Source organism: Pseudomonas abyssi, assembly GCF_002307495.1.
In the GTDB taxonomy this organism is placed as follows: domain Bacteria; phylum Pseudomonadota; class Gammaproteobacteria; order Pseudomonadales; family Pseudomonadaceae; genus Halopseudomonas; species Halopseudomonas abyssi.
This window is the reverse complement of record NZ_NTMR01000015.1, coordinates 1-25,387: the sequence shown is the minus strand read 5'-3', so window position 1 is coordinate 25,387 and position 25,387 is coordinate 1. Positions and strand designations below refer to the sequence as shown.

Genomic DNA, 25,387 nt, shown 5'->3' with positions numbered 1-25,387 from the left:
GTCAGACTGGAGCGCTGGCCTGGCGGCGCTCCAGGCGCTGCAGCAGCAGGTCGACCAGCAACAGTTGGGCGCTGATGGCCTGGGTGGCGGTCTGAAAATAGTCTACCGAGTGGACCGCAGTGGACTGCTCCTTGAGCAATTCACAGATGGTCTCCAGCAGACTGTCCAGCGACTCTTCAGCGGCGCGTACCGGCTGGCTCAGCACGGGCCGCAGCTCCGGGTCCGAGGCCAGGCGGGCCAGAGCCGCATAGCATTGTTCGCTGATCTGCTGGCTAAGCAGCCCCAGGCGCTCGCGCCACACCGTCAGGTTCTGACGGTTGGCAGCAATACCGGTGCCGATGGCACGGGACTGCCCAAGCAGCTCGATATTGTGCAGCAGCTCCAGCCACTGACCCTCTGCCTGCGGCGCAAGACGGCCCAGGCAAACCAGATCAAAGCGCTCGGCCAACGCACAGACGGTGTCCAGCAAGGCCTGAACAAGGTCTGTCTGAAGGCTCAACATATGCTCGGGAGACTCGGCTGTGTCGGGCTGATTGACCCGCTCCCACAGCTGCAGCGCAAGGTGCCAGCTGGGCAGCCAGTGCAGCCTCGGCTGGTATACCCGGCAACGCTCGAACAACTGACGAACCTGCTGATTGACCGACCAGAGCCGCGCCTCCAGTGAACGCTCACCCGACTGCACGCCGTAGGACAGCCCACGGTGGCGCTGAACCTGTTCGATCAACTGGCGTAGCAGGCGAATCTGCGCCAGCGCCACCTGCCGTTCTTCAGCGTAGCGCCAGCGCTTGCGCTGGCGTGCCCGCAACCAGGCACCGGCAACCAGTACCAGCAGAAGAACCAACAGCGTCAATGCCATCTCTGCCCTCCCTTCCGTGCGAAGCAGAAACCCGACCTAATCCCGGGCCGACAGTAGCTCGATGCGATAGCCGTCCGGGTCTTCGACAAAGGCAAGGATGCGGCTGCCGTGCTTCATCGGGCCAGCCTCGCGTACGACCTTGCCCCCGGCTGCGCGAATCTGCTCGCAGGCGCGGTACACATCCAGTACTTCAATGGCGATGTGGCCGTATCCGCTGCCCAGATCATAGCTGCTGGTATCCCAATTCCAGGTCAGCTCCAGCACCGCGTGTTCGGCCTCGTTGCCATAACCGACAAAGGCATTGGTAAAGCGGCCGTCAGGGTAGTCCTTGCGGCGCAGCAGGGTCATGCCGAGCACTTCGGTGTAGAAGGCGATGGATTTTTCGAGGTCTCCAACACGGAGCATGGTGTGCAGAATTCGCATGATCGGCGCCCTAGCGAGGATGTACAGACAAAGCTACCGGTTTCCCCGCTCCGCCCGCAACTGTAAAACGAAAACGCCCGGTGAAATCGCTTTCACCGGGCGTTAGATCGAGCCTTAACTGACTTAGAGCAGCTTACGGCCTTTGCCGGCAGCAATGCGCATGCGCAGTGCATTCAGCTTGATAAAGCCAGCTGCATCGGCCTGATCGTAGGCGCCAGCGTCGTCTTCAAAGGTCGCGATGTTAGCGTCGAACAGCGAGTCGTCGGACTTGCGGCCAACCACAATGACGTTGCCCTTGTACAGTTTCAGACGCACAACACCGTTCACGTTAACCTGAGAGGCGTCGATCATTTCCTGCAGCATGACGCGCTCGGGGCTCCACCAGAAACCGTTGTAGATCAGTTCGGCGTACTTCGGCATCAGGCTGTCTTTCAGGTGGGCTACTTCACGGTCCAGGGTGATGGACTCGATCGCGCGGTGGCCCTTGAGCATGATGGTGCCGCCGGGGGTTTCGTAGCAGCCGCGGGACTTCATGCCGACAAAGCGGTTCTCGACGATATCCAGACGACCGATACCGTTGGCACCGCCAACCTTGTTCAGGTAGGTCAGCACTTCAGCCGGGGTCATTTCTTTACCGTCGATGGCAACGATGTCGCCATTGCGGTAGCTCAGCTCAATGTAGGTGGCCTGGTCAGGTGCGCTTTCCGGCGAAACGGTCCAGCGCCACATGTCTTCTTCATGCTCGGTCCAGGTATCTTCCAGCACGCCACCTTCGTAGGAGATGTGCAGCAGGTTGGCGTCCATCGAGTAGGGAGACTTTTTCTTGCCGTGGCGCTCAATCGGAATGCCGTGCTTCTCGGCGTAGTCCATCAGCTTCTCGCGCGACAGCAGGTCCCATTCACGCCAGGGAGCGATCACTTTTACGCCCGGCTTCAGAGCGTAGGCACCCAGTTCAAAGCGAACCTGGTCATTACCCTTGCCGGTGGCGCCGTGGGAGATGGCATCACCACCGGTTTCGTTGGCAATTTCGATCAGGCGCTTGGCGATCAGCGGGCGCGCGATGGAGGTACCCAGCAGGTACTCACCTTCATAAACGGTGTTGGCGCGGAACATCGGGAACACAAAGTCACGCACGAATTCTTCGCGCAGATCGTCGATGTAGATTTCCTTGACGCCCATGGCCTGGGCCTTGGCGCGTGCCGGTTCTACTTCTTCACCCTGACCCAGGTCAGCGGTAAAGGTGACCACTTCACAGTCGTAGGTTTCCTGCAGCCACTTGAGGATGACCGAGGTATCCAGACCGCCGGAATAGGCCAGGACGACTTTTTTGACTTCTGCCATTTCGTGCTCCCTTAAAAGCAAGACTGAACCGCCACCCCGAACGGAGCGGGCGAAAGGCGCCTATTCTAGCGCCACACAGGCGGGAATCACAGGGGAGACAGGGCGATAGACCTGTAACAGGACAGTCTGCAAGCAGATGGGCGGACTAGTTGTATTGCAGGCGCAGCATGACACGCCGGTTAGCCGCGCGGCCTTCGGCGGTGCGATTGCTGGCAATGGGATAGCGGTCGCCGTGAAAACGCATGCTGAACAGGGACTCATCCACGCCCTTTTCCATCAGGTAGTCACGCACCGCCAACGCCCGCTGGCGCGACAGCTCGCGATTATCCAGCCGGTTGCCCTGATTGTCGGAGTGGCCATCGAGCACAATCTCGTTCAGTTGATCCGCAGCCTGAATGTACTGCAACACGGCATCCAGCATGCTCTTGGCGTCGTCGCTCAGCACACTCCCGCCAGAGCGAAAGCTGATGGTACTCTGCTCGGCCTGCGCCGCACTGATCGGCAGCAGCTTGCTGACGCACGCCTGATAGTCGACCCAGGCCTGTTGATAGCCGACGCTGGAGACCACCACCCGCACCGATTCACCGCCAGCCAGGCTGCTGCGCATGATGGTTGGCTGCAGCCCCGAGGCCAGGCCCGCCAGCATACGGCCTGCCTGCTCGTAGGGCAGCAGCATTGCCTGACTGCCGTTGGCAACCACGCCCTGGCCGACTGGCTGTGCGGCCGTGCCCGGACGCCACGGCGGTGGCTCGTTGAATACCTGCGCCGGCCCCGGACGCATCGGGTTGTCCCAGGCCGTCAGTTCAAACGCCGGACGCTCCCCGGCGCGACGCACAAAGGTCGCCTCACCGTAGCCCGCCACCGACTGCGACAGACGGCAGGCAAACTGATCCCCCTCCACCTGCCAGCGAACATCTTCCATGCGGGTCTGGAAGGTCATCGCCTGGGCCGGTAGCGCCACGCTCAGCAGAACAGTCAGGTAGGCTCGTGTCACCGGGGTCTCCACGTTCGTTCCGAATATCAAAGACACACGGACGCACATCTCTCTTGCCGGGATCATCGGCACAGGCAGCAGAAACTTTAGTGCTGTCGTGCAGCCGCCGACCAGCGGCGCAGTGTCAAAGAAGGGCTGTTTGCGGTAGCATTGCGCCATTCTCAAGCACTGGATTTCCCCGATGACTGACCGCCTGACGCTCACCCGCCCGGATGACTGGCATATTCACCTGCGCGACGGCGCCATGCTGCAACACACGGTGCCGGACGCCGCCCGCAGCTTTGGCCGCGCCATCATCATGCCCAATCTGGTACCGCCGGTACGCGACGCCGCCGAGGCGGCTGGTTACCGCGAGCGCATTGTTGCCGCCCGTCCAGCTGACTCCCAGTTTGAACCGCTTATGGTGCTGTACCTGACCGACCAGACCTCTCCTGAGGTCGTGCGCCAGGCCAAGGCCAGCGGCCAGGTCGTCGCTGCCAAGCTCTACCCGGCAGGCGCCACCACCAATTCCCAGTCTGGCGTCACCGCGCTGGAGAACATCTATCCGGCGCTCGAAGCCATGGCCGAGGTAGGCATGTTGTTGCTGGTGCACGGCGAGGTAACCCACGCCGAAGTCGACATCTTCGATCGGGAAAAAGCCTTTATCGACCAGCAGTTGATCAAGGTGGTAGAGCGCTTCCCCACCCTGAAAGTGGTGTTTGAGCACATTACCACTGGCGATGCGGTCAGCTTCGTTGAGCAGGCATCCGACAATGTCGCTGCGACCATTACCGCCCACCACCTGATGTTCAACCGTAACCATATGCTGGTTGGCGGGATTCGCCCTCACCTGTTCTGTCTGCCGGTGCTCAAGCGTCAGACGCATCAGCAGGCCCTGCGCGCCGCAGCCATTTCCGGCTCCGCCAAGTTCTTCCTGGGCACCGACTCTGCACCACACGCACGCCATGCCAAGGAAGCCGCCTGCGGTTGTGCCGGTTGCTACACGGCACACGCCGCGATCGAGCTGTACGCCGAGACCTTTGATGAACTGGGCGCGCTGGACAAGTTGGAAGGTTTTGCCAGTTTCCACGGGGCTGACTTCTACGGTCTGCCACGCAATACCGATACCATCACGCTGCTCCGTGACAGCTGGGCGGTACCGGCAGAACTGCCGTTCGGTGATCAGAACGTCGTACCGCTGCGCGCGGGCGAACACATCCACTGGCGTCTGGCCTGATACTTATCAACCGTTAAGGAAATACCGTGAGCGAGTTCGACTTTGACGATGAAGAACGCGATCCCGTGACCTCGGGCAAGGCCAAATCGCCGCTGGCATACCGCTTTCGGGGCTTCCTGCCGGTCGTGGTGGATGTCGAGACCGGTGGCTTCAATGCGGCCACCGACGCGCTGCTGGAGATTGCGGCAACCACCATCAATATGGATGACGATGGCCTGGTCTACCCGGATCAGACCACGTTCTTTCGTATCGAGCCCTTTGAAGGCGCCAACATCGAAGCGGCCGCGCTGGAATTTACCGGCATCAAGCTTGATCACCCCCTGCGCCAGGCGGTGAGCGAGGAACACGCGCTTGGCGAGATCTTCAAGCAGATCCGCAAGGCCATCAAATCAGCCGGCTGCAAGCGCGCCGTGCTGGTTGGCCACAACGCGTTTTTCGATCTGGGCTTTCTCAACGCGGCGGTCGCGCGTACCGAGCTCAAGCGCAACCCCTTCCACCCCTTCTCCTGCTTTGATACCGCCACACTGGGCGGTTTGGCCTATGGTCAGACCGTGCTGGCCAAGGCCTGCAGCGCAGCGGGCATCGACTTTGATGGCCGCGAAGCGCACTCGGCGCGCTACGACACGGAGAAAACCGCCGACCTGTTTTGCACCATCGTCAACCGCTGGCGTGAAATGGGCGGCTGGCCCCCGGTCGAGTGACCAGCAGGCAGGCGCCTCTGCCTGCCTACAGTGCCCTCCGTGCTTGCCCGTCCGGGACGCTGGGGTTATGGTCGCAATGACAGTGAAATCATCCACTACACTGGAACAGTAGTCCTGTTCGGCCGTGCGGCAGGACAGGGCCCATCTGTCAGCACGTGCTGGTCAGTTCCCGTCCCGCTTGGGGCTTTGCGGAATTTATCCGCCTGTAGCGTGGTCTACGCCCAGAGGCCGGACCATTGATAATCAGAAAAAGGAGTCATTTCACATGCGCAAATCCCTTGCCCTGCTGTTCTCAGCCACCATCGGATACGCTTCCCTCAGCGCCACGCCTGTTGCCGCAGAAACCTTCGTGACTATCGGCACCGGTGGCCAGACCGGTGTGTACTACGTTGTCGGTCAGTCGGTCTGCCGACTGCTCAACCGCAACAGCGCAGACCACGGTATTCGCTGCAACGCGCCCTCAAGCGGCGGCTCCGTCGCCAACGTCAACGCCATTCGCGGCGGCGAGATGAACATGGGTGTTGTGCAGTCCGACATCCAGTACAAGGCATACGAAGGTATCCAGAGCTTTGAAGCTGATGGCGCCTACAGTGACATGCGTGCGCTCTTTGCCCTGCACGGTGAGCCGCTGACGGTGGTCGCACGCAAAGACGCCGGCATTTCAGGTGTCACCGATCTCAAGGGCAAGCGCGTCAATATCGGCAACCCGGGTTCCGGTCAACGCGACACCATGGACGTGGTCATGGGCGCGCTGGGCTGGACTGTTGATGATCTGGCGCTGGCCTCCGAGCTGGGGGCCGCCGAGCAGGCAGCGGCTCTGGGCGACAACAACATTGACGCTATGGTCTATGTGGTCGGCCACCCGAATGGCTCAATCCAGGAAGCGACCACCACTGTAGACGCCAACCTGGTGTCGGTATCCGGCCCGGAAATTGATCAGCTGATCAGCGAGCGTCCTTACTACGCCAAGGCGATCATCCCTGGCGGCCTGTACCGCGGCAACGATAACGACACCGCAACCTTCGGCGTACGCGCCACCCTGGTTGCCTCTACCGCCACCGACGAAGAAACCGTGTACCAGACCGTGAAAGCCGTGTTCGAAAACTTCGACCGCTTCAAGCGCCTGCACCCGGCCTTCGCCACCCTCAAGGAAGAGGAAATGATCAAGGAAGGTCTGTCCGCACCGCTGCACGACGGCGCGATCCGCTACTACAAGGAACGCGGCTGGATGTAATCACAAAAAAGGGGCCTTTCAGGCCCCTTTTTTGCTTTCCACTCAAGCGTCCCCTTTTGCACTGCATCGCGGCTTCACAAGAGACGCATGCGCAGGCAGCACTATCAGCGCTGCCACAGGATAAAACACCAATAATCAGGAGAAGCGCGCAGCCATGAGCCAAACAAGCGACGCCAATGATCTGAACTCCGAACTTGAAGACCTGGTGGCAACCAGTGATACCGGTGCACGTAAGCCAACCGGCGCTGCCCGCAAGTTGCTGCTGAGTATTGCCGCGACCTGGTCGCTGTTTCAGTTGTGGATCGCCTCGCCCTTGCCCTTCATGGTGGGCTTCGGCGTATTCAACAGTACCGAATCACGCTCGATCCACCTCGCATTTGCCGTCTTTTTGGGCTTTATGGCCTACCCCGCGTTCAAGCGATCACCGCGCGATTACATTCCCGTCATTGATTGGGTTCTGGCGCTGGTGGCCGCGTTTTGCGCGGCCTATCTGTACATTTTCTATACCGACCTGGCTGCTCGGCCGGGACGTCCCATCACCCAGGATGTGATCGTCGCCGTCATCGGGCTGGTGCTATTGCTTGAGGCGACACGCCGTGCCCTTGGGCCACCGCTGATGATCGTGGCCCTGGTATTCATCGTCTATTCCATGGCTGGCCCCTGGATGCCGGGTATCCTGGCGCACCGGGGCGTCAGCCTTGAAGCCCTGATCAACCACCAGTGGCTGACCACCCAGGGCGTGTTTGGTATCGCCCTGGGCGTATCTACCAGTTTCGTATTCCTGTTCGTGCTGTTCGGCTCTCTGCTCGACAAGGCCGGCGCGGGCAACTATTTCATCAAAGTCGCGTTCTCGCTATTGGGCCACTATCGCGGTGGCCCAGCCAAGGCTGCCGTGGTGGCCTCCGGCATGACCGGGCTTATTTCCGGCTCGTCCATCGCCAACACCGTGACCACCGGCACCTTCACCATTCCGATGATGAAACGCGTGGGGTTCTCCGCCGAGAAGGCCGGCGCGGTCGAGGTCGCATCGTCCGTCAACGGCCAGATCATGCCGCCGGTCATGGGTGCGGCCGCCTTTTTGATGGTTGAGTACGTGGGTATTTCCTACGTTGAGGTCATTAAGCATGCCTTTTTGCCCGCGCTGATTTCCTATATCGCGCTGGTGTACATCGTGCATCTGGAAGCGGTAAAAGCGGGCATGAAGGGCCTGCAAAGCAGTAACCCGCCGCGCCCACTGCTACGCAAGGTGCTCGGCTTTATGACCGGGCTGATCCTGCTGATGGCGCTCTCCTTTGCGGTCTACTACGGTTTGGGCTGGCTAAAACCGCTCCTTGGCGACGCCGCCGGCTGGGTGATCGGCGCAGCGCTCGGTGCGGTCTATATCGGTCTGCTGAAGGTAGGGTCGCGCTACCCCGAACTGGAGATGGATGACCCGGAAGCACCGGTGGTCAGCCTGCCGCAGACCAGGCCCACCGTGATGTCCGGGCTGCACTTTATTCTGCCGGTGATCGTGCTGATCTGGTGCCTGATGGTAGAGCGCCTGTCGCCCGGCCTGTCGGCCTTTTGGGCCACGGTGCTGATGATCGTCATCATCATTACCCAGCGCCCGCTGATGGCGCTGTTCCGTGGCCAGGGCGAGGCCGGCGCCGCCACTGTTAAGGGCCTGGATGACCTTTGGCAGGGCCTGATAGCAGGCGCGCGCAACATGATCGGTATCGGCATCGCCACCGCGACCGCCGGCATCATCGTCGGCGCCGTCTCGCAGACCGGTGTGGGCCTGGTCCTGGCTGATCTGGTCGAGATCCTGTCGATGGGCAATCTGCTGCTGATGCTGGTACTGACCGCCGTGCTCAGCCTGATTCTGGGCATGGGCCTGCCGACCACCGCCAACTACATCGTCGTGTCGGCGCTGCTGGCGCCTGTGATCGTGACCCTGGGCCAGCAAAGCGGCCTGCTGGTGCCGCTGATTGCCGTGCATCTGTTCGTGTTCTATTTCGGCATCATGGCCGACGTCACTCCGCCCGTCGGTCTGGCTTCCTTTGCCGCGGCGGCGGTGTCGGGTGGCGATCCGATCCGCACCGGTTTTCAGGCGTTTTACTACAGCCTGCGTACAGCGGCCCTGCCCTTCCTGTTCATCTTCAACACCGATCTGCTGCTGATCGATGTGGACTTTATGCACGGGCTGCTGATCTTTGCCGTCGCGACGCTGGCCATGCTGATCTTTGCCGCCGCCACCCAAGGCTGGCTGGTCGTCAGGAGCCGTTGGTATGAAAGCCTGCTGTTGCTACTGGTGGCCTTTACCCTGTTCCGCCCCGGTTTCTGGATGGATATGGTGCACGACCCCTACCGCAGCGTGCCGCCAGCACAAATTGAGCAGGTACTGGAGCGGGTCGACGCCGGTAGCAACCTGCGTATCCAGGTCGACGGCGTAGACGATATCGGACAGCCGCGCACCTTCTTTGTGCTGGTACCGGTGCCCGAAGGCAGCTCCGGCAGCGAGCGTCTGGACAAACTCGGCCTGCTGCTGATGCAAGACGGTGATCGTACCCTGGTCGACATGGTGACCTACGGCAGCCCGGCAGCTGACCTGGGCTTTGACTTTGATCAGGAAATTGTCGAGATCCTGGCTCCGGTTGATCGCTGGGCCAAGGAATGGATGTGGATTCCCGGCCTGGCGGTACTGCTGCTGGTGATCGGACTGCAATGGCGTCGGCGGCCTGCCGATGACGCACACGCGAGGGCCTGAGCATGTACAACAAGATCCTGCTGCCAATTGATCTGAACCACAAACAGTCGTGGGACAAGGCACTGCCCACGGCGCTCAATTTTTGTCAGACCTACGATGCCTCGCTGCACATCGTCACCGTGCTGCCAGACTTCGGGTTGCCGCTGGTGGGTGGGTTCTTCCCGCGCGAGTACGCCGAGAAGGCGAAAAAGGCCATCAGCAGTGACCTCAAGGCCTTTGTGGCAGAGCAAGTGCCCAAGGGCGTCAAGGTCCAACGCATCGTAGCCGACGGCAAAGCCTACGAGGCCATTCTGCGTGTCGCCAAGAAGCTGGATGTTGACCTGATCGTCATGGCATCACACAAGCGCAAGCGGCTGGAGGACTATCTGCTGGGTACCAACGCATTGCGCGTGGTGCAGCAGTCTCGACGCTCGGTGATGATCGTTCGCTGACGCACGACGCACTGACCACTCGCATGGCTGGCATATATCCTGCTTGGTCTCAGGTAGGCGGCCGCCGTCACAGGGCCGTTACATAGACAATGGCGTCTCCCCCAGCCCGACTCAGGTCGGTTGCCGGGGGCGGCGCTTTTTTTATGCCTGAAACAGAGCCTGGACGCGGCGCAGCGCCCCGTCCGGGCCCGCAAAGGAAGACAGCATGCACAGCAGTTTCTGGAAAGCCGGCCACACGCCAACCCTCTTCTCAGCCTTTTTGTACTTCGATCTGAGCTTTATGGTCTGGTATCTGCTTGGCCCTCTCGCGGTGCAGATTGCCACCGATCTGGATCTGAGCGCACAGGAACGGGGCATTATGGTGGCGACACCCATCCTCGCCGGCGCACTGCTGCGTTTGCTGCTGGGGTTCATGGCGGACCGGCTCTCCCCCAAAACCGCTGGCATCATTGGCCAGACCGTTGTCATTGTCACCCTGCTGGCCGCCTGGCAACTGGGTGTCAGCAGCTATGAACATACCCTGATGCTGGGCCTGGGCCTGGGATTTGCCGGCGCCTCCTTTGCTGTAGCGCTGCCGCTTGCCTCACAGTGGTATCCGCCCGAGCACCAGGGCAAGGCGATGGGGATCGCCGGCGCAGGGAATTCGGGCACCGTGCTGGCAGCCATTTTTGCGCCCGGGCTGGCCTACCTGTTTGGCTGGCAGAACGTATTCGGCCTGGCGCTGATTCCGCTCGGCATCACGCTGATCGTCTTCATATTGTTGGCGCGCAACGCCCCGAGCCGGCCTGCCCCCAAGGCCCTGGCGGACTACGCCCAAGCCCTGCGGGATGTGGACAGCTGGTGGTTCATGTTTTTCTACAGCGTGACCTTCGGCGGTTTTATTGGTCTGGCCAGCGCGCTGCCGGGCTACTTCAGTGACCAGTATGGGCTCAACCCAGTAACCGCCGGTTACTACACCGCCGCCTGCGTGATGGCGGGCAGCCTTATGCGTCCGCTCGGCGGCGCGCTTGCCGACCGCATTGGCGGCATCCGCGCGTTGCTCTACATGTACGGTATCGCTGCCATCTGTATCGCTGTGGTTGGCTTCAACCTGCCCAGTTCCTGGGCCGCCCTGGCATTTTTTGTCGCAGCCATGCTGGGATTGGGCACCGGCAATGGTGCGGTCTTTCAACTGGTGCCCCAGCGCTTCTTTCGGGAGATTGGCGTCATGACCGGACTGATCGGCATGGCCGGCGGCGTAGGCGGTTTTATCCTTGCCGCCGGACTGGGCACCATCAAGCAGCACACCGGTGACTACCAGCTTGGACTGTGGTTGTTTGCCTGGCTGGGGCTGCTGGCCTGGGTTGGACTGTATAACGTCAAACGCCGCTGGCGCACCACCTGGGGCGCCTCCAGTCTGTCCTCCGCCCGGATCTGAGCCATGGCGCTGCAACTGAGCATCAGCGAGGCCAGCGACACGGGGCCTCGCCAGCAGAATCAGGACGCCATCCGGGTGGTCACACCAGCCGCCCCGCTGGCTGCCAGCAAGGGGCATCTGCTGGCAGTGGCCGACGGGGTCAGCCAGTGCGCCGATGGTGCGCTGGCTGCCCAGGCCACGCTGCAGGCACTGGCCCTGGACTACTACGCCACACCGGAAACCTGGGCGGTGCCACAGGCGCTGGACAAACTGCTGACCGCCCACAACCGCTGGCTGCGCGCCAATGGTGGCGGACAGCCGCTATTGACCACGCTCACCGCGCTGGTGCTACGCGGGCGTCGGTATTTCCTCGCGCATGTCGGTGACTGCCGGGCCTACCTGCTGCGTGACGGCAAGCTGCGCAGGCTGACCCAGGACCACGTCTGGGAGCACCCGGGCATGGATCATGTGCTCAAGCGCGCCATGGGCCTGGACGAGCATCTATTGATCGATTACAGCGACGGCGCGCTGCACCTGAATGACCAGCTACTGATCGTCAGCGACGGTGTCTGGGCAGCGTTGCAGGACGCAGACCTGTTGAGCTGCCTGCGGCAGCACCCGTTCGAGCAAGGGTGCCAGCAGTTGCTCAAGCTTGCCCTGCAACGGGGCAGTCAGGACAACGCCAGCGCCCTGCTGGTCCGGGTTGATGCGCTGCCCGACAGCACGCTGGGCGAAGCGCTAGCCCCGTTGGATGAGCGCGCGTTGCCGCCGCGCCTGCAAGCCGGAAAACCGTTTGAAGGCTGGGACCTGGTCGGTGTCCGTGCCGAGTCGCGTCAGTCGATGGTCTATCGGGTGCGCGATCCGCTGCAACAAACCTGGCTGATGAAAACCTTGCCACCGGCTTTGCAAAATGATGACGCGGCGCGGCAGGCACTGGTGCTGGAGGAGTGGTTCATGCGCCGCGTCGCTGGCGACTTTGTCCCTGAACTGCATCCACTGCCGCAGCGCCGACACCTGTACTACGTCATGCGAGAATACCCGGGGCAGAGCCTTGAAGAGCGCAAGCGCCAGCACGGGCTGTTGAGCATTCCTACCTGTCGCACCCTGGCCACCCAGTTACTGCGTGCGGTCGGCAAGCTGCATCAGCGCAACCTGATTCACTGCGACATCAAACCGGACAATTTGCTGCTGGGCGACGATGAGCGCCTGCGCCTCTTGGACTTTGGCCTGTGCTATTGCCCGGGCCTGTCGAACGCCAACCGAGTCAGCGCCGCCGGCACGCCCAGCTACATGGCACCGGAAACCCTGGAGGGCGCCGCGCCCACCCCGGCGCAGGATATCTATGCCTGCGGCGTGACCCTCTACTACCTGCTGACCGGACACTACCCCTACGGCGAGGTCGAAGCGTTTCAACGGCCGCGATTCAACCAGCCGGCCCCCGCCAGTCGCTATCGCCCGGATATCCCCCCCTGGCTGGATGACCTGCTGTTGCGCGCGGTGGCGGTCGAGCCGGGCAAACGACTGGAAACGGCAGAACAATGGCTGCTGGAAATGGAAGCAGGTGACCAGCGCCCGCTGATCAACCGCAGCCAACCGTTGCTGGAGCGCCATCCGCTGGTGTTCTGGCGCTGGGTGGCCGCCGCCTCTCTCGCAGCGAATCTGGTACTGCTGGTGCAGTGGCTATCCTCGTAGGTTGCGCCCCAACCCGGTGCAGCCACGCTGCATGCCTGTGCACAGAACAGTCCGGTCAGATTTAGATAACAGTCGTAAGCGCATGATATACAAGCAATAACAAATATGGCACGAGACCTGCTTTAAAGAGATCAACACAACAGGTCGTGGCTGACTGCAAGCCCGCCCTTACATCGCACATTCGGACAAAGGCGTCCCTGCTGCTCACGCGGCCGGGACGCCTTTTTTGTTTTCCGCCCGGTAAAGAGCGTCACCATGCGTAAACTGAAACTGGTACTGATTGGCAACGGCATGGCCGGCATTCGTACGCTCGAAGAGCTGCTGAAGCTGACCCCTGATCTGTACGAGATCACCGTGTTTGGCGCAGAGCCGCACCCCAACTACAACCGCATCATGCTGTCGCCGGTACTTGCCGGCGAACAGGCGTTTGCCGACATCGTGCTCAATGACCTGGACTGGTACCGCCAGCATGGCATCACGCTGCATCTGGGCAAACGCGTCACACGCATCAATCGCGTCACCCGTCGCGTGATGGCCGAAGACGGCACCGAAGCCGCGTATGACCGCCTGCTGCTGGCAACAGGCTCCAACCCGTTCATGCTGCCAGTACCGGGCAACGATCTGCACGGTGTTATCGGGTACCGCGACATCGGCCATACCCGGCAGATGATGAGAACCGCCCTGACCCATCGCCATGCTGTGGTCATCGGCGGCGGCCTGCTGGGGCTGGAGGCGGCCAATGGCCTGCGCCAGCGCGGCATGGACGTCACCGTTGTGCACGTTGGCAAGTGGCTGCTGGACCGCCAACTGGATGAAACCGCCGGCCAGTTGCTGCAGCAGGCTCTGGAAGCACGCGGCATACGCTTTGCCCTGCAGCACCACACCGAACAGCTGCTCAGTGACAGCACCGGCCGTGTTTGCGCGGTTGCTTTCAGGCACGGCACACAGATCCCGGCTGATCTGGTGGTGATGGCCGCAGGGATCCGGCCAGCCACCGACATTGCGGTGGAGGCCGGCCTGGCCTGCGACAGGGGTATTCTGGTCAACGATACCCTGCAAACCTTTGATCCGCGCATCTACGCCATTGGCGAATGTGCGCAGCACCGCGGCATCGCTTACGGCCTGGTCGCGCCGCTATTCGAGCAGGCCAAAGTATGCGCCAATCATCTCGCCATGCTCGGCTATGGTCGCTATCTGGGGTCGGTCACCTCGACCAAACTCAAGGTGACCGGTATTGACCTGTTCTCGGCCGGCGACTTTATGGGGGACGACAGCTGCGACATCGTCACCCTGCGCGATCCGCAGAGCGGCAGTTACCGCAAACTGGTGATTCGCGATGACGTGTTGGTCGGCGCCTGCCTGTACGGGGACACCCGCGATAGCAGCTGGTACATCGAGCTGGTACGCAGCGGTCAGCGCCTCGCGGCACAACGCGATCTGCTGATGTTCGGCGAGGCGCTTGCCAGCAGCGCCATTGAAGCCGCCGCAGATCCCGATCTGCCGATGCTCGAGCGGAGGCTGGCGTCATGAAGCAGACCGCCTCTACCTGCTGCTACTGCGGCGTCGGTTGTGGCGTGCTGATCGAGCACGACGGCCAGCACATCCACAACGTCAAGGGCGACCCGGCGCACCCGGCCAATCTCGGCCGCCTGTGCAGCAAAGGCTCAACCCTGCACCTGACCGGCGACCTGGCGGCACGCGCCCTGCATCCGGAACTTCGCCTAGGTAAAAGTATGGCGCGCAGCCGCACCGACTGGGACAGCGCCCTGGGTCACGCAGCGGAAGTTTTTGCCCGCACCATTGCCGAGCACGGCCCGGATAGCGTGGCTTTCTACATCTCCGGCCAGTTGCTGACCGAGGATTACTACAGCTTCAACAAGTTGGCCCGGGCGCTGATCGGCACCAACAACATCGACAGCAACTCGCGCCTGTGCATGTCCAGTGCGGTAGTCGGCTACAAGCGCAGCCTGGGCGCCGACGCACCGCCCTGCTCGTATGAAGACATAGAACAGAGCAACTGCCTGCTGATTGCCGGCAGCAACATGGCCTATGCCCACCCGGTCCTGTTCCGCCGCCTGGAGGCCGCCCGCGAGGCCAACCCGGCGCAGAAGGTCATCGTCATCGATCCACGTCGCACCGACACCTGCGACGTCGCCGACCTGCACCTGCCGCTGCGCCCCGGCAGCGACGTCGCCCTGTTTCATGGCCTGCTGCATCTGCTACTGGAAAATGGCCACGTCGATCACAGATTTATCGAGGCCCATACCGACGGCTTTGCGGCGCTGCAAACACTGGTGCAGGACTACCCACCGGCCCGCGTCGCGACACTGTGCGATATCAGCGAGGCAGACCTGCGTCAGGCAGCCGAGCTGATCGGCAACGCCGACAGCTTTCTCTCGCTGTGGTGCATGGGCCTGAACCAATCCAGCGCCGGCAGCGCCAAGAACAACGCGCTAATCAACCTGCATCTGGCCACCGGCCAGATCGGCAAAGTCGGCTCCGGTCCCTTCTCGCTGACCGGCCAGCCCAATGCCATGGGTGGCCGCGAAACCGGCAGCCTGTCTAACCTGCTGCCCGGTCACCGGGACGCCGCCAATGCCGAGCATCGCCGCGAGGTTGCTGACTATTGGGGCGTTGCCGATCTGCCAGACCAACCCGGGCTGAGCGCCATCGAGCTGTTCGAGGCAGTGCGCGACGGCCGCATCAAAGCCCTCTGGATCGCCTGCACCAACCCGGCTCAATCCATGCCGGATCAGCAACTGATCCACCAGGCGCTAAGCCTGTGTCCCTTCGTCATCGTGCAGGAAGCCTTCAGCACCACCGAGACCTGCCACTATGCCGACCTGCTGCTGCCCGCCGCCAGCTGGGGCGAGAAGGAAGGCAGCGTGACCAACTCCGAGCGTCGCATCAGCCATGTACGGCCCGCAATTCCGGCGCCCGGCAGTGCTCGCGCCGACTGGGATATCGTCTGCGACTTTGCCCGCAGGCTGGAGCATAAACTGCGCCCAGGCCAACCCAGTCAATTTGCCTTTACCCGGCCGGCCGAGCTGTTTGACGAATACAAGGGCCTGACCGCCGGTCGCGACCTGGACTACAGCGGCCTGAGTCATGCGCTGATTGATGAGCTGGGCCCACAGCAATGGCCCTTCCCGGCGAGCAGCCGCCAGGGCACCGCACGGCTGTATACCGATGGCCGCTTTGCCACCGCCGATGGCCGCGCTCACTTTGTTGCCGAAGCCCATCGCCCGCTCAGCGAGCCCGTCGACAGCGCCTATCCGTTGGTGCTCAACACCGGCCGCCTGCGCGACCAGTGGCACGGCATGAGCCGCACCGGCACCGCCGCCCAGCTGTTCGGTCACGTGGAACGCGCCCAGTTGGCCATGCACCCGCAGGACATGCAGCAGCGCGGGCTAACCGAGGGCGACCTCGTGACCCTCAGCAGCCGCCGCGGCAGCCTGATCTTGCCGGCGCAAGCCGACAGCCAGCTGCGCCCCGGCGAAAGCTTTTTGCCGATGCACTGGGGCAACCGTTTTCTCAAGGGTCTGGGCAGCAACCGCCTGACCCTCAGCAACCACGACCCGCTGTCCAAGCAACCGGAACTTAAACAGGCCGCCGTACAGGTCACCTGCGCCGAGCTGCCCTGGCAACTGTTTGTACTGGTAGAAGGTGATGTGCAGCAACGCTTTGCTCGCCTGCGCGAGCTGGCTGAATCATTCGACTACCTGAGCATTGGCCTGGTTGGCCGCGAGCGCCCTGCGGTTCTGCTGCGCGCCGCCGCTGCCCAGGCGCCCGACGCCGCGTTGCTGCGTCAACTGGACCAGGCTTGTGGACTAGACAGCCCGCAGGCATTGAGCCTGGAAGACAGCGCGCGGCAGAACAGCAAACGCATTGTGCTAGACGACCAGCGCATCGTCGCCTTACGCCTCAGCGGCGAGACCCAGGCCCGCGACTGGCTCCGCACACTCTGGCAAGACGGCAGCGACGTCACCGACCTGCGTCGCTGGCTGCTGGCTCCCGTCGCCACGCCACCCGGTGCCAGCGCGGCCGCCAGCGACAAAACCATTTGCAATTGTATGAACGTCAGCCACAGCCGCATCTGCACTGGCATCGAGCAAGGCATGCGGCTGGACGACTTGAAGCGCGAACTCGGTTGCGGCACCCAGTGCGGCTCCTGCGTTCCAGAAATAAAGCAACTGCTGGCCACGACCGCAGTCCCCGTCTGATGCAGGAGAAACTGATGAACAGCACACCCAATGTTTGGCTGATTGGAGCCGGCCCCGGCGACCCGGAATTGCTCACCCTCAAGGCGGCACGCCTATTGGCGGATGCCGAGGTGGTGATGGTGGATGACCTGGTCAATCCCGAGATTCTGCAGCACTGCCCGCAGGCGCGGCTGATTCGTGTCGGTAAGCGCGGCGGCTGCCGCTCCACCCCGCAGGCCTTCATCAACCGCCTGATGCTGCGCTACGGGCGCCAGGGTAAACGCCTGGTGCGCCTCAAGGGCGGTGATCCCTGCATCTTCGGCCGGGCCGGTGAAGAAGCCCAGTGGTTGCGCGAGCGCGGTGTCGAGGCAGGTATCGTCAACGGTATTACCGCCGGTCTGGCCGGCGCCACCCAATGCAACATTCCGCTGACATTGCGCGGCGTCAGCCGCGGCGTGACGCTAATTACGGCCCATACGCAGGACGACAGCGAACTGAACTGGGCCGGCCTGGCCGCCGGTGGCACCACCCTGGTGGTCTACATGGGCGTCGCCCGCTTGCAGCAGATTCAGCAAGGCCTTATGGCCGGAGGCATGCCAGCCGACATGCCAGTCGCCATGATTGAAAACGCCAGCACACCAAACCAGCGGCAACACGCCTGCCAGCTATCTCAGCTCTGCGCTGCCGCCTCTGCCTTCAAACTGAAAAGCCCGGCGGTGCTGGTGATTGGTGAGGTGGTCAATGCCGCCGAGCTGATCCAGTCACACAGCGAACCGTCGCAGTTGACAGGCTAAGGCGCGCGGGACGGGCTGCTGCTCAGGCCTTGGCCGGCTTGAGCGCTTCGAGCATACGCCCCATGGCCGCGTGAATGGCGTTGACCGCTTTCAGCGGGCGCACCATGACCTTGAAGTCGACGATTTTGCCGTCGGCGTTCCACTGGATCATGTCGATGCCATTGATGGTGATGCCGTCGATGATGGTCTGAAACTCCAGTACCGCGTTGTTGCCGTCAACGACCTCACGCAGGTATTTGAAGTGCCCCGGCGCGTTCAGCGTTTTAAAGGCGGCCGACAGATACAGCGTGGTAATCGCCTTGCCCACCTGCGGCGTGTGCACCACCGGCGAATGAAACACAACGTCGTCCGCCAGCAGATCCGCCAGACCGCTTGGATCTTGCGCCTCAACAACCTTGTGCCACCGCTCCACTACACTGCTCATTGCTGTTCCTTATCGTTGTTCGTATGGGCTGCCATTGTTCGCCGCCTGGCATAGCAGCGACAAGGGAGATTCAGCAGCTGAATCGCGTGCAACATGGCCAGGAAGCCGGCGCAGGGGCCGGCTTCCTGGCTGCTCAATCTTCGTGCGGAATCGGGTCAAGATTACGATCCCAGCCCACCAGTACAACGGTAGCCAGAATACCGATCAGCAGGCCCACCCAGGGCTCGAAGAACGCCAAGGACGCGCCAATAAGTACCACCGCGCCCCGAGACGTGTTGTTTTTCGGGATGGCCATGGCGATATAGGCACAGGCAAACCCGGTCAGCACCAGCGTGAGCGACAGCGCAATGCCCAGCAGCGGCTTGAGCCCGGTCAGTAGCGGCAGCAGGAAGAACAGGATCGGCAGCCCCATCAGGTAATAGGACGCCAGGCCGCTGTGGATGCTGTCCATCGCCTGCTTGCCCTGCTTCCAGCGCTGCATGATGATCACGTGCACACCGGTCCAGAGCGCGCCCTGAGTCGGGAAGAACGGTGCACTGATGCCCATCAGCGCGTTACGGATGGCCAGCGAGATGTGCGAGCGGGTCGGATTAATGTCGATGTGTTCATCCTGGCGTGTTTCCAGCCCTTCGCGGATAACCTCGTTGCCGGTGACCAAGTCGCCAAACAGAATCACGTAGGTAATCAGCGCCAGCGGCATGCCCTGGATAAACATTTCCATGCTTGGCCAGCCAATGGCAAAGGGTGAGACCTTGGCCCAGGCGTCGCCCAGCGGCGGAATCAGAATGCCCCATTGGATGTCATAGTTTACCTCGCCTACCATCGGCCCGATAATGCCGGCCAGCACGAAACCGGGTAGCAGGCCCAGGGCGCCAAGCAAGGCAAAGAAACGGTATTTTTCCTTCAATTTGGCCATGGGGATGCTGAAGGCGAAGATCAGGCACACGGCGCAGGCGATGGTGGTACTGATTGGCTGCTGCAGCAGAAAACGCTCGGCATCGTCAACAAGTACACGTTTCAGCGCCGCAATCGCCGCGCCAAGAATGATGCCCGCCTTGAGCGTGTCAGGTAGCCAGAGAATAAAGCGCTTACCCAGCCCGGTGATGCCCAGCAAAAACAGCAACAGGGCAAAATCCAGCGAAATCGCCGCCATCGCCTGAAAGCGCTCGTCAGGTGTCTCGTACCCGCCCAGCACAAAGGTGAGGACCAATGGCAATGCCGGGGTGATCCAGCCAGGGGCGTAGGGTTCACCGAACACAATGATGGACGAGGCAATCAGCGCCGAATGAATCATGGAGACGGCTACCGCCTCTTCAAAACTCAAACCGAAGAAGCTGGTCATCAGTGGCACCAGCGACAGGCCGGTAGCGGCGGCAATCAGCAGCCCCTGAACCAGCTCAGGCCAGCAGAGCTTTGAGTGGTAGAACGGCAAACGAAAGGTAAAAGGCCCCCAACGCCAGCCCGGTTGTTCAGGTTGCGACATACCCGTCTCCATTTTGTCTTGTTGTTATGTTCTCTCTCGCGGAGAGTGTCACCGCATTATGCCCAGCCGGCCCCTCTAGCGCGCCAACATCAGCGTCGTCGATGACGCGCTAGAGCCTGCCGTTATTCTGCGTCGCCAAGCACCTCATCAAAGAACTGCTGCATGGCGGCAAAACTGCGCTTGGCTACCACCGGGTGATATTCGGCCTTGCCAGCCATGTTGGCATAGGGATCGGAGAAAGAATGGACCGCGCCACCGTAGCTGATCAGTTGCCAGTCCACACCAGCGCCGCGCATCTCGGCCTGAAAGTCGGCGACCTGCTGCTCCGGCACGAAGGGATCATCGGCGCCGTGCAGTACCAGGATTGGGGCCTTGATATTGGCTGCGTCGGCCGGGTTGGGGGTGTCCAGGTTGCCGTGGAAAGACACCACGCCCTTGAGGTCGGTGCCCGAGCGCGCAAGCTCCAGCACCGAGCCGCCACCAAAACAGAAGCCGATGGCAACCAGCTGACCGCTAGTGACCGGTGCCTGAGCCTGACCGGCCAGCAGGTCCAGCGCGGCATTCACGCGCGTGCGCATCAGCGCGCGATCATCGCGCACGGTGCTGGCAGCGGCGCCGGCCTCCTCGGCGTTGGCCGGGCGAATGTCACGACCGTACATGTCCGCCACAAACACCACATAATCGGTGCCCGCCACCTTACTGGCCTTCTCCACTGCCGCATCGGTTACCCCCATCCAGTTGGGCACCATCAGCACACCAGGCCGCGGCCCCTGCACGCTGGCGTCGTACACCAGGCGGCCCTCAAAGGGTTTGCCATCAATCTCGTAGTCCATCTGCTCAACCGTGATGTCCGCCTGTGCAAGACCCGCCAGCGTGCTCATTACCACTCCCCCCAATAGGTGTTTCATCGTTGCTTCCTCCGTAAATGTCCCTCCAGCATAGCGTCAGAAACAAAAATGCCTGCACAAGGCAGGCATTTTTGCTCACGCGTTACCGCAAACTGGCAGCTTAGCGGCTCAGTTCAACCAGCAGTGCATTCAAGCGGCGAACATAGGCACCCGGGTCCTGCAGTGCTTCGCCAGCGGCCAGCGCCGCCTGGTCGAACAGAATGTGGCTCAGATCGGCAAAGCGATCCTCATCCTGCTCGCTGTCGAGCTTGTCCAGCAGCGGGTGAGCCGGATTGATCTCCAGGATCGGTTTGCTTTCCGGCGCCTTCTGGCCGCTGGCCTCGAGGATGCGGCGCATCTGCAGCCCCATATCGTCCTCGTTGATCACTAGCACCGCCGGGGAATCAGTCAGACGGTGCGACACGCGTACTTCCTGCAGCTGCTCCTTGAGCGCTTCCTGAATGCGCTTGACCAGATCGGCCTTGGCCTCGGCGGCCTTTTCCTGCTCCTGCTTGTCCTCGTCGCCTTCGAGCTTGCCCAGGTCCAGATCACCACGGGCGATGTCGATAAACTGCTTGCCCTGGTACTCGGTCAGGTGGCTCATCAGCCACTCGTCGATGCGGTCGGTCAACAGCAGCACTTCGATACCCTTCTTGCGGAAGATTTCCAGGTGCGGGCTGTTCTTGACCTGCGCATAACGCTCGCCGGTGAGGTAGTAGATCTTGTCCTGGCCTTCAACCATGCGCTCCAGATACGCGTCTAGGCTGACCACTTCGCTGTCATCGCTCTGCGCGGTGGAGGCAAAACGCAACAGGCCGGCAATCTTCTCGCGGTTGGAGTAATCCTCTGCCGGGCCTTCCTTCATGACGCTGCCAAAGGCTTTCCAGAAGGTCGCGTACTGTTCAGGCTCTTTCTTCGCCATCTTCTCCAGCATGTCCAGCACACGCTTGGTCAGCGCGGACTTCATGCTGTCGATCGCCGGATCCTTCTGCAGGATCTCACGCGAGACGTTCAGCGACAGGTCGTTGGAGTCCACCACGCCCTTGATAAAGCGCAGATACAACGGCAGAAACTGCTCGGCATCGTCCATGATGAACACGCGTTGCACATAGAGTTTGAGCCCGCGCGGCGCTTCACGCTGATACAGGTCAAACGGGGCGCGGCCCGGCACGTAGAGCAGGCTGGTGTATTCGAGCTTGCCTTCGACCTTGTTGTGGCTCCAGCTCAGCGGGTCCTCAAAGTCATGGGCAACATGCTTGTAGAACTCCTTGTACTCCTCGTCCTTGACCTCGGTACGCGGACGGGTCCAGAGCGCGCTGGCGCGGTTGACGCTCTCCCACTCGGTCTCGGCAGCGGCCTGCTGCTCATCACCCGCCGCCGGCTTGGGCAGCTCGATGGGCAGGGAGATATGATCGGAGTATTTGGTAATGACGTTGCGCAGACGAAAGGTGTCGGCAAACTCGCTTTCAGCCGGCTTGAGGTGCAGCACGATACGGGTACCGCGCTCAGGCTTGTCGACAGTGGCAATGGTGAACTCACCCTCACCTGCCGACTCCCAGTGCACACCTTCGGCGGCAGCGAGGCCCGCCCGACGGGTAAACACCTCCACCCGATCAGCGACGATAAAGGCGCTGTAGAAGCCGACGCCAAACTGGCCGATCAGCTGGGAATCCTTTTTCTGGTCTCCGGTCAGTTGCTGCATGAAGGCGGCGGTACCCGACTTGGCAATGGTGCCCAAGTGGTCGATGACTTCCTGACGGGACATGCCGATGCCGTTGTCCTCGATGGTCAGGGTATTGGCCTTGCTGTCGGCACTGACGCGGATACGCAGCTCGGGCTGGTCTTCCAGCAGCTGCGGCTGGGCAATGGCTTCGAAACGTAACTTGTCGGAGGCATCCGAGGCGTTGGAAATCAGTTCACGGAGGAAGATTTCCTTGTTCGAGTACATCGAGTGAATCATGAGGTGCAGCAGCTGCTTTACCTCGGTCTGGAATCCCAGGGTTTCCTTATGAGCGTCCACGGTCATAACGAAGCGTCTCCATTTGATGCTGTTCAGGGCAAGCCAGCAGATTCTGGCAATGCAGCAGAGATGGGGACATTTGAAATACTTTCAAGGGCCTGGCGTCAGATCCGCGGTCGTACCTCGATCAAGGCGATGTCGACGGGATGAAACTGAAAGTCAACCTGGTTGGCGCCCTGGGGCAGCGCCAATACCAACCTGCGCTCGCTGGTTACCGCCTTGAGCACCCCCTCGTACTCCCGACCGGCGATGGTTACCAGCCGCAACCGCTGACCTACAAAGTGCTCCGGCTCATCCAACACGGCGAGCAAGCTGACCTCCTGCCAGCCAGCGGGCGGCGGCGTGGGCGCAGCTGGCTCCGGAGGCGGTGCTGGGCGCTGGGTGCTGGTCAGTGAACGTCCAAGCCAGCTTGGGCGCTCTGCCAGGGTCACCCGTCCGGTTAGCCGGGTACGGTGCTCGGCAGGCAAATGCAGGTGTACCACCATGTCGGCGCTATCTCTGCCCTGCGGCGCCAGAGACAGACTCAGGCTGTAATCGGAAGCAACACGGCGCAACCCGGGTGAGGCCAACGCGCCGGTGTACCACTGGAGCACCATCTGCGGCCAGGGGCCATCGTCGCCGGGCAAAAGATCGATTGCAGTACCTTGCAGTAGACGGGTGGCGCCATCAAAACGCACCACAAGGGAGCGGCGGACGCGCTCGCCAGCGGTCTCGGCAAAGACCAGTTGATCGCCACGCCAATACACGTTATCCGGCGCAAACGGCTGGCCCATCAGCGTGCCTTGCAACTCACCGGCGGGCACTTGCTGGTGCCATTGCCCAGACAGTAAACGAGCAAAATGCTCTGGTTGATGCTGTTGCAGCAGCCAGAGACCACCACCCACACACAGCAGCGATGCAAGCAGCAATATACGCGGCAGGCGAGCAAAGGCGCTGTCGCGCAGAAAGGGCGTTACCAGCGGAAGCAACACAGCCAGCAGTAAGGCTCGGCTACCCAGACGCAAGCTGCCAAAAACCAGCCAAATCCAGGCCACTACAAAACCGATCACCCCACCCAGAATCAACAAGGCTTCCATCGCCGACTGCACTCCTGTCGCGCTCGCGTTCAATCCAGCTTGAAATGGGCCCGAGCCGTGGCAATCGGCTCGCTGGAACGGGTTTGCCAGGCGGTGATGGCAACGTTGCCGACACGCCGCCCCTGCCGCCATACCTGGCAGGTAGCATAGGTATCACGGTACAGCCCGGCGCGCAGGTAATCTACTGAGAAATCGATGATTTTGGGGAATACCTCACTGTTCATGAACATCATCAGGTGCAGCATCGCCGACTGCTCCATAAAACCGGCAATGACACCGCCATGCAGTGCGGGCAAGACCGGATTGCCGATGTTGTTCTGCGCACTGGGCAGGCAGAAGAAGGCCTCATTACCCATGCGCTTGACCTGCATGCCAATCATCTTCGCGTAGGGAATGGCTTCTACCAGCTCGCCATAGTCACCTGTTTCGCGAGAACGGCTGATGATGTCCTGAACCTGCTCCTCGCTTAGACTCATGCCCCCTCCTCGTCGCCATGCGCTTTCAGGCTGCCCGGGTTTACCGCCTTGCCCATGCGCATGAAGGTACCAACAACATGCGCGATAGGTTCGGCGCGATCGTCCTGATAGGCGACACCGCGGGTAAAGATGACTGTAGGGGTCACGCGATAACACTCGGCAAACCCAAAGATGGGCTTGCCCGGTTCAGCCGGGTGCATGTAGTCAATCCGCAAATCCAGGGTCGGGCAGATCTCAAACTCTGGCAGGTAACAGACAGTAGAGATACCGCAGCAGGTATCCATCAGGGTGGTGATGGCACCGCCGTGTATGACGCCAGTAACCGGGTTGCCGACGATATTGTCGCTGTACGGCAGCTTGATGATGAGCCCCTGCTCATCGGCCTGCTCTACGGTCATCTGCAGGTGCTGGCAGTGCCGCAACACAGACAGGAAATTGCGCGCGCGCAGTTCTATTTCTGACATATTGGAAAGGCTTGGAGTCGCTGTTCAGATAAGGCAAGGCCAAAGGCTCATCATAGTACCCAGAACGTGAACTAGACTCCAGAAGTCGACCAGATGTTGAACTTTACGGGCAAGGCGCAGCACTAAGGCAGTGAATCAACCGCTTTGAAGGAGTGTTCATATGTCCCGGAAAACGACTATCGCCGCCGCCCTGCTGCTGACCACCGGTCTGCTTGCTGCTGCAGGTTGTCAGCAAGAGCCTGAAGATAAGATGGAAAATGCCCAGGAATCCATGTCCGACGCGGTCGACAACGTCGGTGATGCCGTAGAAGAAACCGGCGAAGCCATTGAGCAAAAAGCTGAAGAAGCGCAATAACAAGGCGACTGATCGCCGACTTTACTCGTCAAGGAGAGCACCATGAAAAAACTAGCTGCAGCAGTTGTCCTGATGGCCGGCGTAGGTCTGCTGGCTGGCTGCCAGGAAAGCCCGGAAGACAAGATGGAGGATGCCCGCGAGTCCATGTCTGATGCCATGGACAACATGCAGGACGC

At 61.5% G+C, this 25,387-nt stretch carries 21 protein-coding genes and 1 pseudogene; 11 read left to right on the top strand and 11 right to left on the bottom strand.

The window, feature by feature from the left end; genetic code table 11:
• Position 1: 1 nt before the first annotated feature.
• The 4 genes from CNQ84_RS12420 to CNQ84_RS12405 form a co-directional block, all read right to left on the bottom strand.
• Positions 2–856 (bottom strand): hypothetical protein, encoded by an 855-nt coding sequence (locus CNQ84_RS12420; RefSeq protein ID WP_096005181.1) that lies wholly within the window; start codon positions 854–856, stop codon positions 2–4.
• Between the two features lie 36 nt (positions 857–892).
• Positions 893–1,279 carry a lactoylglutathione lyase gene (gene gloA / locus CNQ84_RS12415; RefSeq protein WP_096005180.1) on the bottom strand — a complete coding sequence of 129 codons (387 nt, stop codon included), beginning with the start codon at positions 1,277–1,279 and terminating at the stop codon, positions 893–895.
• A 123-nt stretch (positions 1,280–1,402) separates the two neighbouring features.
• Positions 1,403–2,620 (bottom strand): argininosuccinate synthase, encoded by a 1,218-nt coding sequence (locus tag CNQ84_RS12410; protein WP_083726276.1) that lies wholly within the window; start codon positions 2,618–2,620, stop codon positions 1,403–1,405.
• A gap of 145 nt (positions 2,621–2,765) precedes the next feature.
• A complete protein-coding gene (locus CNQ84_RS12405; protein WP_165771288.1) occupies positions 2,766–3,614 on the bottom strand; it encodes a flagellar protein MotY in 849 nt (282 codons plus the stop codon).
• 181 nt (positions 3,615–3,795) lie between these two features.
• Here CNQ84_RS12405 and pyrC point away from each other — a divergent pair, with 181 nt between their 5' ends.
• From pyrC to cobA, 10 genes and pseudogenes are all read left to right on the top strand, one after another.
• Positions 3,796–4,830, top strand: coding sequence for a dihydroorotase (pyrC, locus tag CNQ84_RS12400; RefSeq protein WP_096005178.1), 1,035 nt, complete (start codon positions 3,796–3,798; stop codon positions 4,828–4,830).
• A 26-nt stretch (positions 4,831–4,856) separates the two neighbouring features.
• Positions 4,857–5,531 (top strand): ribonuclease T, encoded by a 675-nt coding sequence (gene rnt / locus CNQ84_RS12395; RefSeq protein WP_096005177.1) that lies wholly within the window; start codon positions 4,857–4,859, stop codon positions 5,529–5,531.
• 265 nt (positions 5,532–5,796) lie between these two features.
• Positions 5,797–6,765 carry a TAXI family TRAP transporter solute-binding subunit gene (locus CNQ84_RS12390; RefSeq protein WP_096005176.1) on the top strand — a complete coding sequence of 323 codons (969 nt, stop codon included), beginning with the start codon at positions 5,797–5,799 and terminating at the stop codon, positions 6,763–6,765.
• Between the two features lie 154 nt (positions 6,766–6,919).
• Positions 6,920–9,511 (top strand): TRAP transporter permease, encoded by a 2,592-nt coding sequence (locus tag CNQ84_RS12385; RefSeq protein WP_096005175.1) that lies wholly within the window; start codon positions 6,920–6,922, stop codon positions 9,509–9,511.
• Positions 9,512–9,513: 2 nt separating this feature from the next.
• Positions 9,514–9,942, top strand: a complete 429-nt coding sequence (locus tag CNQ84_RS12380) for a universal stress protein (RefSeq protein WP_096005174.1) — start codon at positions 9,514–9,516, stop codon at positions 9,940–9,942.
• A 205-nt stretch (positions 9,943–10,147) separates the two neighbouring features.
• Positions 10,148–11,359 carry a nitrate/nitrite transporter gene (locus CNQ84_RS12375; RefSeq protein WP_096005173.1) on the top strand — a complete coding sequence of 404 codons (1,212 nt, stop codon included), beginning with the start codon at positions 10,148–10,150 and terminating at the stop codon, positions 11,357–11,359.
• A 3-nt stretch (positions 11,360–11,362) separates the two neighbouring features.
• Entirely contained in the window at positions 11,363–13,030 is a 1,668-nt protein-coding gene (locus CNQ84_RS12370; protein ID WP_096005172.1) for a bifunctional protein-serine/threonine kinase/phosphatase, read from the top strand.
• Positions 13,031–13,285: 255 nt separating this feature from the next.
• Positions 13,286–14,488, top strand: a pseudogene (locus CNQ84_RS12365) (NAD(P)/FAD-dependent oxidoreductase); the annotation flags it as partial.
• Positions 14,489–14,556: 68 nt separating this feature from the next.
• The gene (locus CNQ84_RS12360) at positions 14,557–17,253 is read left to right on the top strand and encodes a nitrate reductase (RefSeq protein ID WP_096005170.1); all 2,697 of its coding nucleotides are present in this window, start codon (positions 14,557–14,559) and stop codon (positions 17,251–17,253) included.
• A gap of 14 nt (positions 17,254–17,267) precedes the next feature.
• A complete protein-coding gene (cobA, locus tag CNQ84_RS12355; protein WP_096005169.1) occupies positions 17,268–18,026 on the top strand; it encodes a uroporphyrinogen-III C-methyltransferase in 759 nt (252 codons plus the stop codon).
• A 22-nt stretch (positions 18,027–18,048) separates the two neighbouring features.
• On the opposite strand, the gene CNQ84_RS12350 is transcribed toward cobA, so the two are convergent.
• The 7 genes from CNQ84_RS12350 to CNQ84_RS12320 form a co-directional block, all read right to left on the bottom strand.
• Positions 18,049–18,450, bottom strand: a complete 402-nt coding sequence (locus tag CNQ84_RS12350) for a nuclear transport factor 2 family protein (protein ID WP_096005168.1) — start codon at positions 18,448–18,450, stop codon at positions 18,049–18,051.
• A 133-nt stretch (positions 18,451–18,583) separates the two neighbouring features.
• Positions 18,584–19,933, bottom strand: a complete 1,350-nt coding sequence (locus CNQ84_RS12345) for a hypothetical protein (RefSeq protein WP_096005167.1) — start codon at positions 19,931–19,933, stop codon at positions 18,584–18,586.
• Positions 19,934–20,055: 122 nt separating this feature from the next.
• Positions 20,056–20,841, bottom strand: coding sequence for a dienelactone hydrolase family protein (locus CNQ84_RS12340; protein WP_096005166.1), 786 nt, complete (start codon positions 20,839–20,841; stop codon positions 20,056–20,058).
• Between the two features lie 100 nt (positions 20,842–20,941).
• Positions 20,942–22,846: a molecular chaperone HtpG gene (gene htpG / locus CNQ84_RS12335; protein WP_096005165.1), complete on the bottom strand. Its 1,905-nt coding sequence runs from the start codon at positions 22,844–22,846 to the stop codon at positions 20,942–20,944.
• 98 nt (positions 22,847–22,944) lie between these two features.
• Positions 22,945–23,916, bottom strand: coding sequence for a hypothetical protein (locus CNQ84_RS12330; RefSeq protein ID WP_096005164.1), 972 nt, complete (start codon positions 23,914–23,916; stop codon positions 22,945–22,947).
• A gap of 29 nt (positions 23,917–23,945) precedes the next feature.
• Positions 23,946–24,392 (bottom strand): PaaI family thioesterase, encoded by a 447-nt coding sequence (locus tag CNQ84_RS12325; protein ID WP_096005163.1) that lies wholly within the window; start codon positions 24,390–24,392, stop codon positions 23,946–23,948.
• Positions 24,389–24,856: a PaaI family thioesterase gene (locus CNQ84_RS12320; RefSeq protein ID WP_096005162.1), complete on the bottom strand. Its 468-nt coding sequence runs from the start codon at positions 24,854–24,856 to the stop codon at positions 24,389–24,391. The genes CNQ84_RS12325 and CNQ84_RS12320 overlap by 4 nt, the downstream gene beginning before the upstream one ends.
• 160 nt (positions 24,857–25,016) lie before the next feature.
• Between CNQ84_RS12320 and CNQ84_RS12315 the strand changes: the two genes are divergently transcribed.
• Positions 25,017–25,211, top strand: coding sequence for a hypothetical protein (locus CNQ84_RS12315; protein WP_065336158.1), 195 nt, complete (start codon positions 25,017–25,019; stop codon positions 25,209–25,211).
• The last annotated feature ends 176 nt before the right edge of the window (positions 25,212–25,387 follow it).

Bases quoted from the DNA above. Each gene is read 5' to 3' on its own strand.
- CNQ84_RS12420 (WP_096005181.1), bottom strand. From the start codon at position 856: ATGGCATTGACGCTGTTGGTTCTTCTGCTGGTACTGGTTGCCGGTGCC.
- htpG (WP_096005165.1), bottom strand. From the start codon at position 22,846: ATGACCGTGGACGCTCATAAGGAAACCCTGGGATTCCAGACCGAGGTA.
- CNQ84_RS12360 (WP_096005170.1), top strand. From the start codon at position 14,557: ATGAAGCAGACCGCCTCTACCTGCTGCTACTGCGGCGTCGGTTGTGGC.
- gloA (WP_096005180.1), bottom strand. From the start codon at position 1,279: ATGCGAATTCTGCACACCATGCTCCGTGTTGGAGACCTCGAAAAATCC.
- cobA (WP_096005169.1), top strand. From the start codon at position 17,268: ATGAACAGCACACCCAATGTTTGGCTGATTGGAGCCGGCCCCGGCGAC.
- CNQ84_RS12385 (WP_096005175.1), top strand. From the start codon at position 6,920: ATGAGCCAAACAAGCGACGCCAATGATCTGAACTCCGAACTTGAAGAC.
- CNQ84_RS12390 (WP_096005176.1), top strand. From the start codon at position 5,797: ATGCGCAAATCCCTTGCCCTGCTGTTCTCAGCCACCATCGGATACGCT.
- CNQ84_RS12380 (WP_096005174.1), top strand. From the start codon at position 9,514: ATGTACAACAAGATCCTGCTGCCAATTGATCTGAACCACAAACAGTCG.
- CNQ84_RS12345 (WP_096005167.1), bottom strand. From the start codon at position 19,933: ATGTCGCAACCTGAACAACCGGGCTGGCGTTGGGGGCCTTTTACCTTT.
- CNQ84_RS12410 (WP_083726276.1), bottom strand. From the start codon at position 2,620: ATGGCAGAAGTCAAAAAAGTCGTCCTGGCCTATTCCGGCGGTCTGGAT.
- CNQ84_RS12325 (WP_096005163.1), bottom strand. From the start codon at position 24,392: ATGAGTCTAAGCGAGGAGCAGGTTCAGGACATCATCAGCCGTTCTCGC.
- CNQ84_RS12315 (WP_065336158.1), top strand. From the start codon at position 25,017: ATGTCCCGGAAAACGACTATCGCCGCCGCCCTGCTGCTGACCACCGGT.
- pyrC (WP_096005178.1), top strand. From the start codon at position 3,796: ATGACTGACCGCCTGACGCTCACCCGCCCGGATGACTGGCATATTCAC.
- CNQ84_RS12350 (WP_096005168.1), bottom strand. From the start codon at position 18,450: ATGAGCAGTGTAGTGGAGCGGTGGCACAAGGTTGTTGAGGCGCAAGAT.
- CNQ84_RS12330 (WP_096005164.1), bottom strand. From the start codon at position 23,916: ATGGAAGCCTTGTTGATTCTGGGTGGGGTGATCGGTTTTGTAGTGGCC.
- CNQ84_RS12340 (WP_096005166.1), bottom strand. From the start codon at position 20,841: ATGAAACACCTATTGGGGGGAGTGGTAATGAGCACGCTGGCGGGTCTT.
- CNQ84_RS12370 (WP_096005172.1), top strand. From the start codon at position 11,363: ATGGCGCTGCAACTGAGCATCAGCGAGGCCAGCGACACGGGGCCTCGC.
- CNQ84_RS12320 (WP_096005162.1), bottom strand. From the start codon at position 24,856: ATGTCAGAAATAGAACTGCGCGCGCGCAATTTCCTGTCTGTGTTGCGG.
- CNQ84_RS12375 (WP_096005173.1), top strand. From the start codon at position 10,148: ATGCACAGCAGTTTCTGGAAAGCCGGCCACACGCCAACCCTCTTCTCA.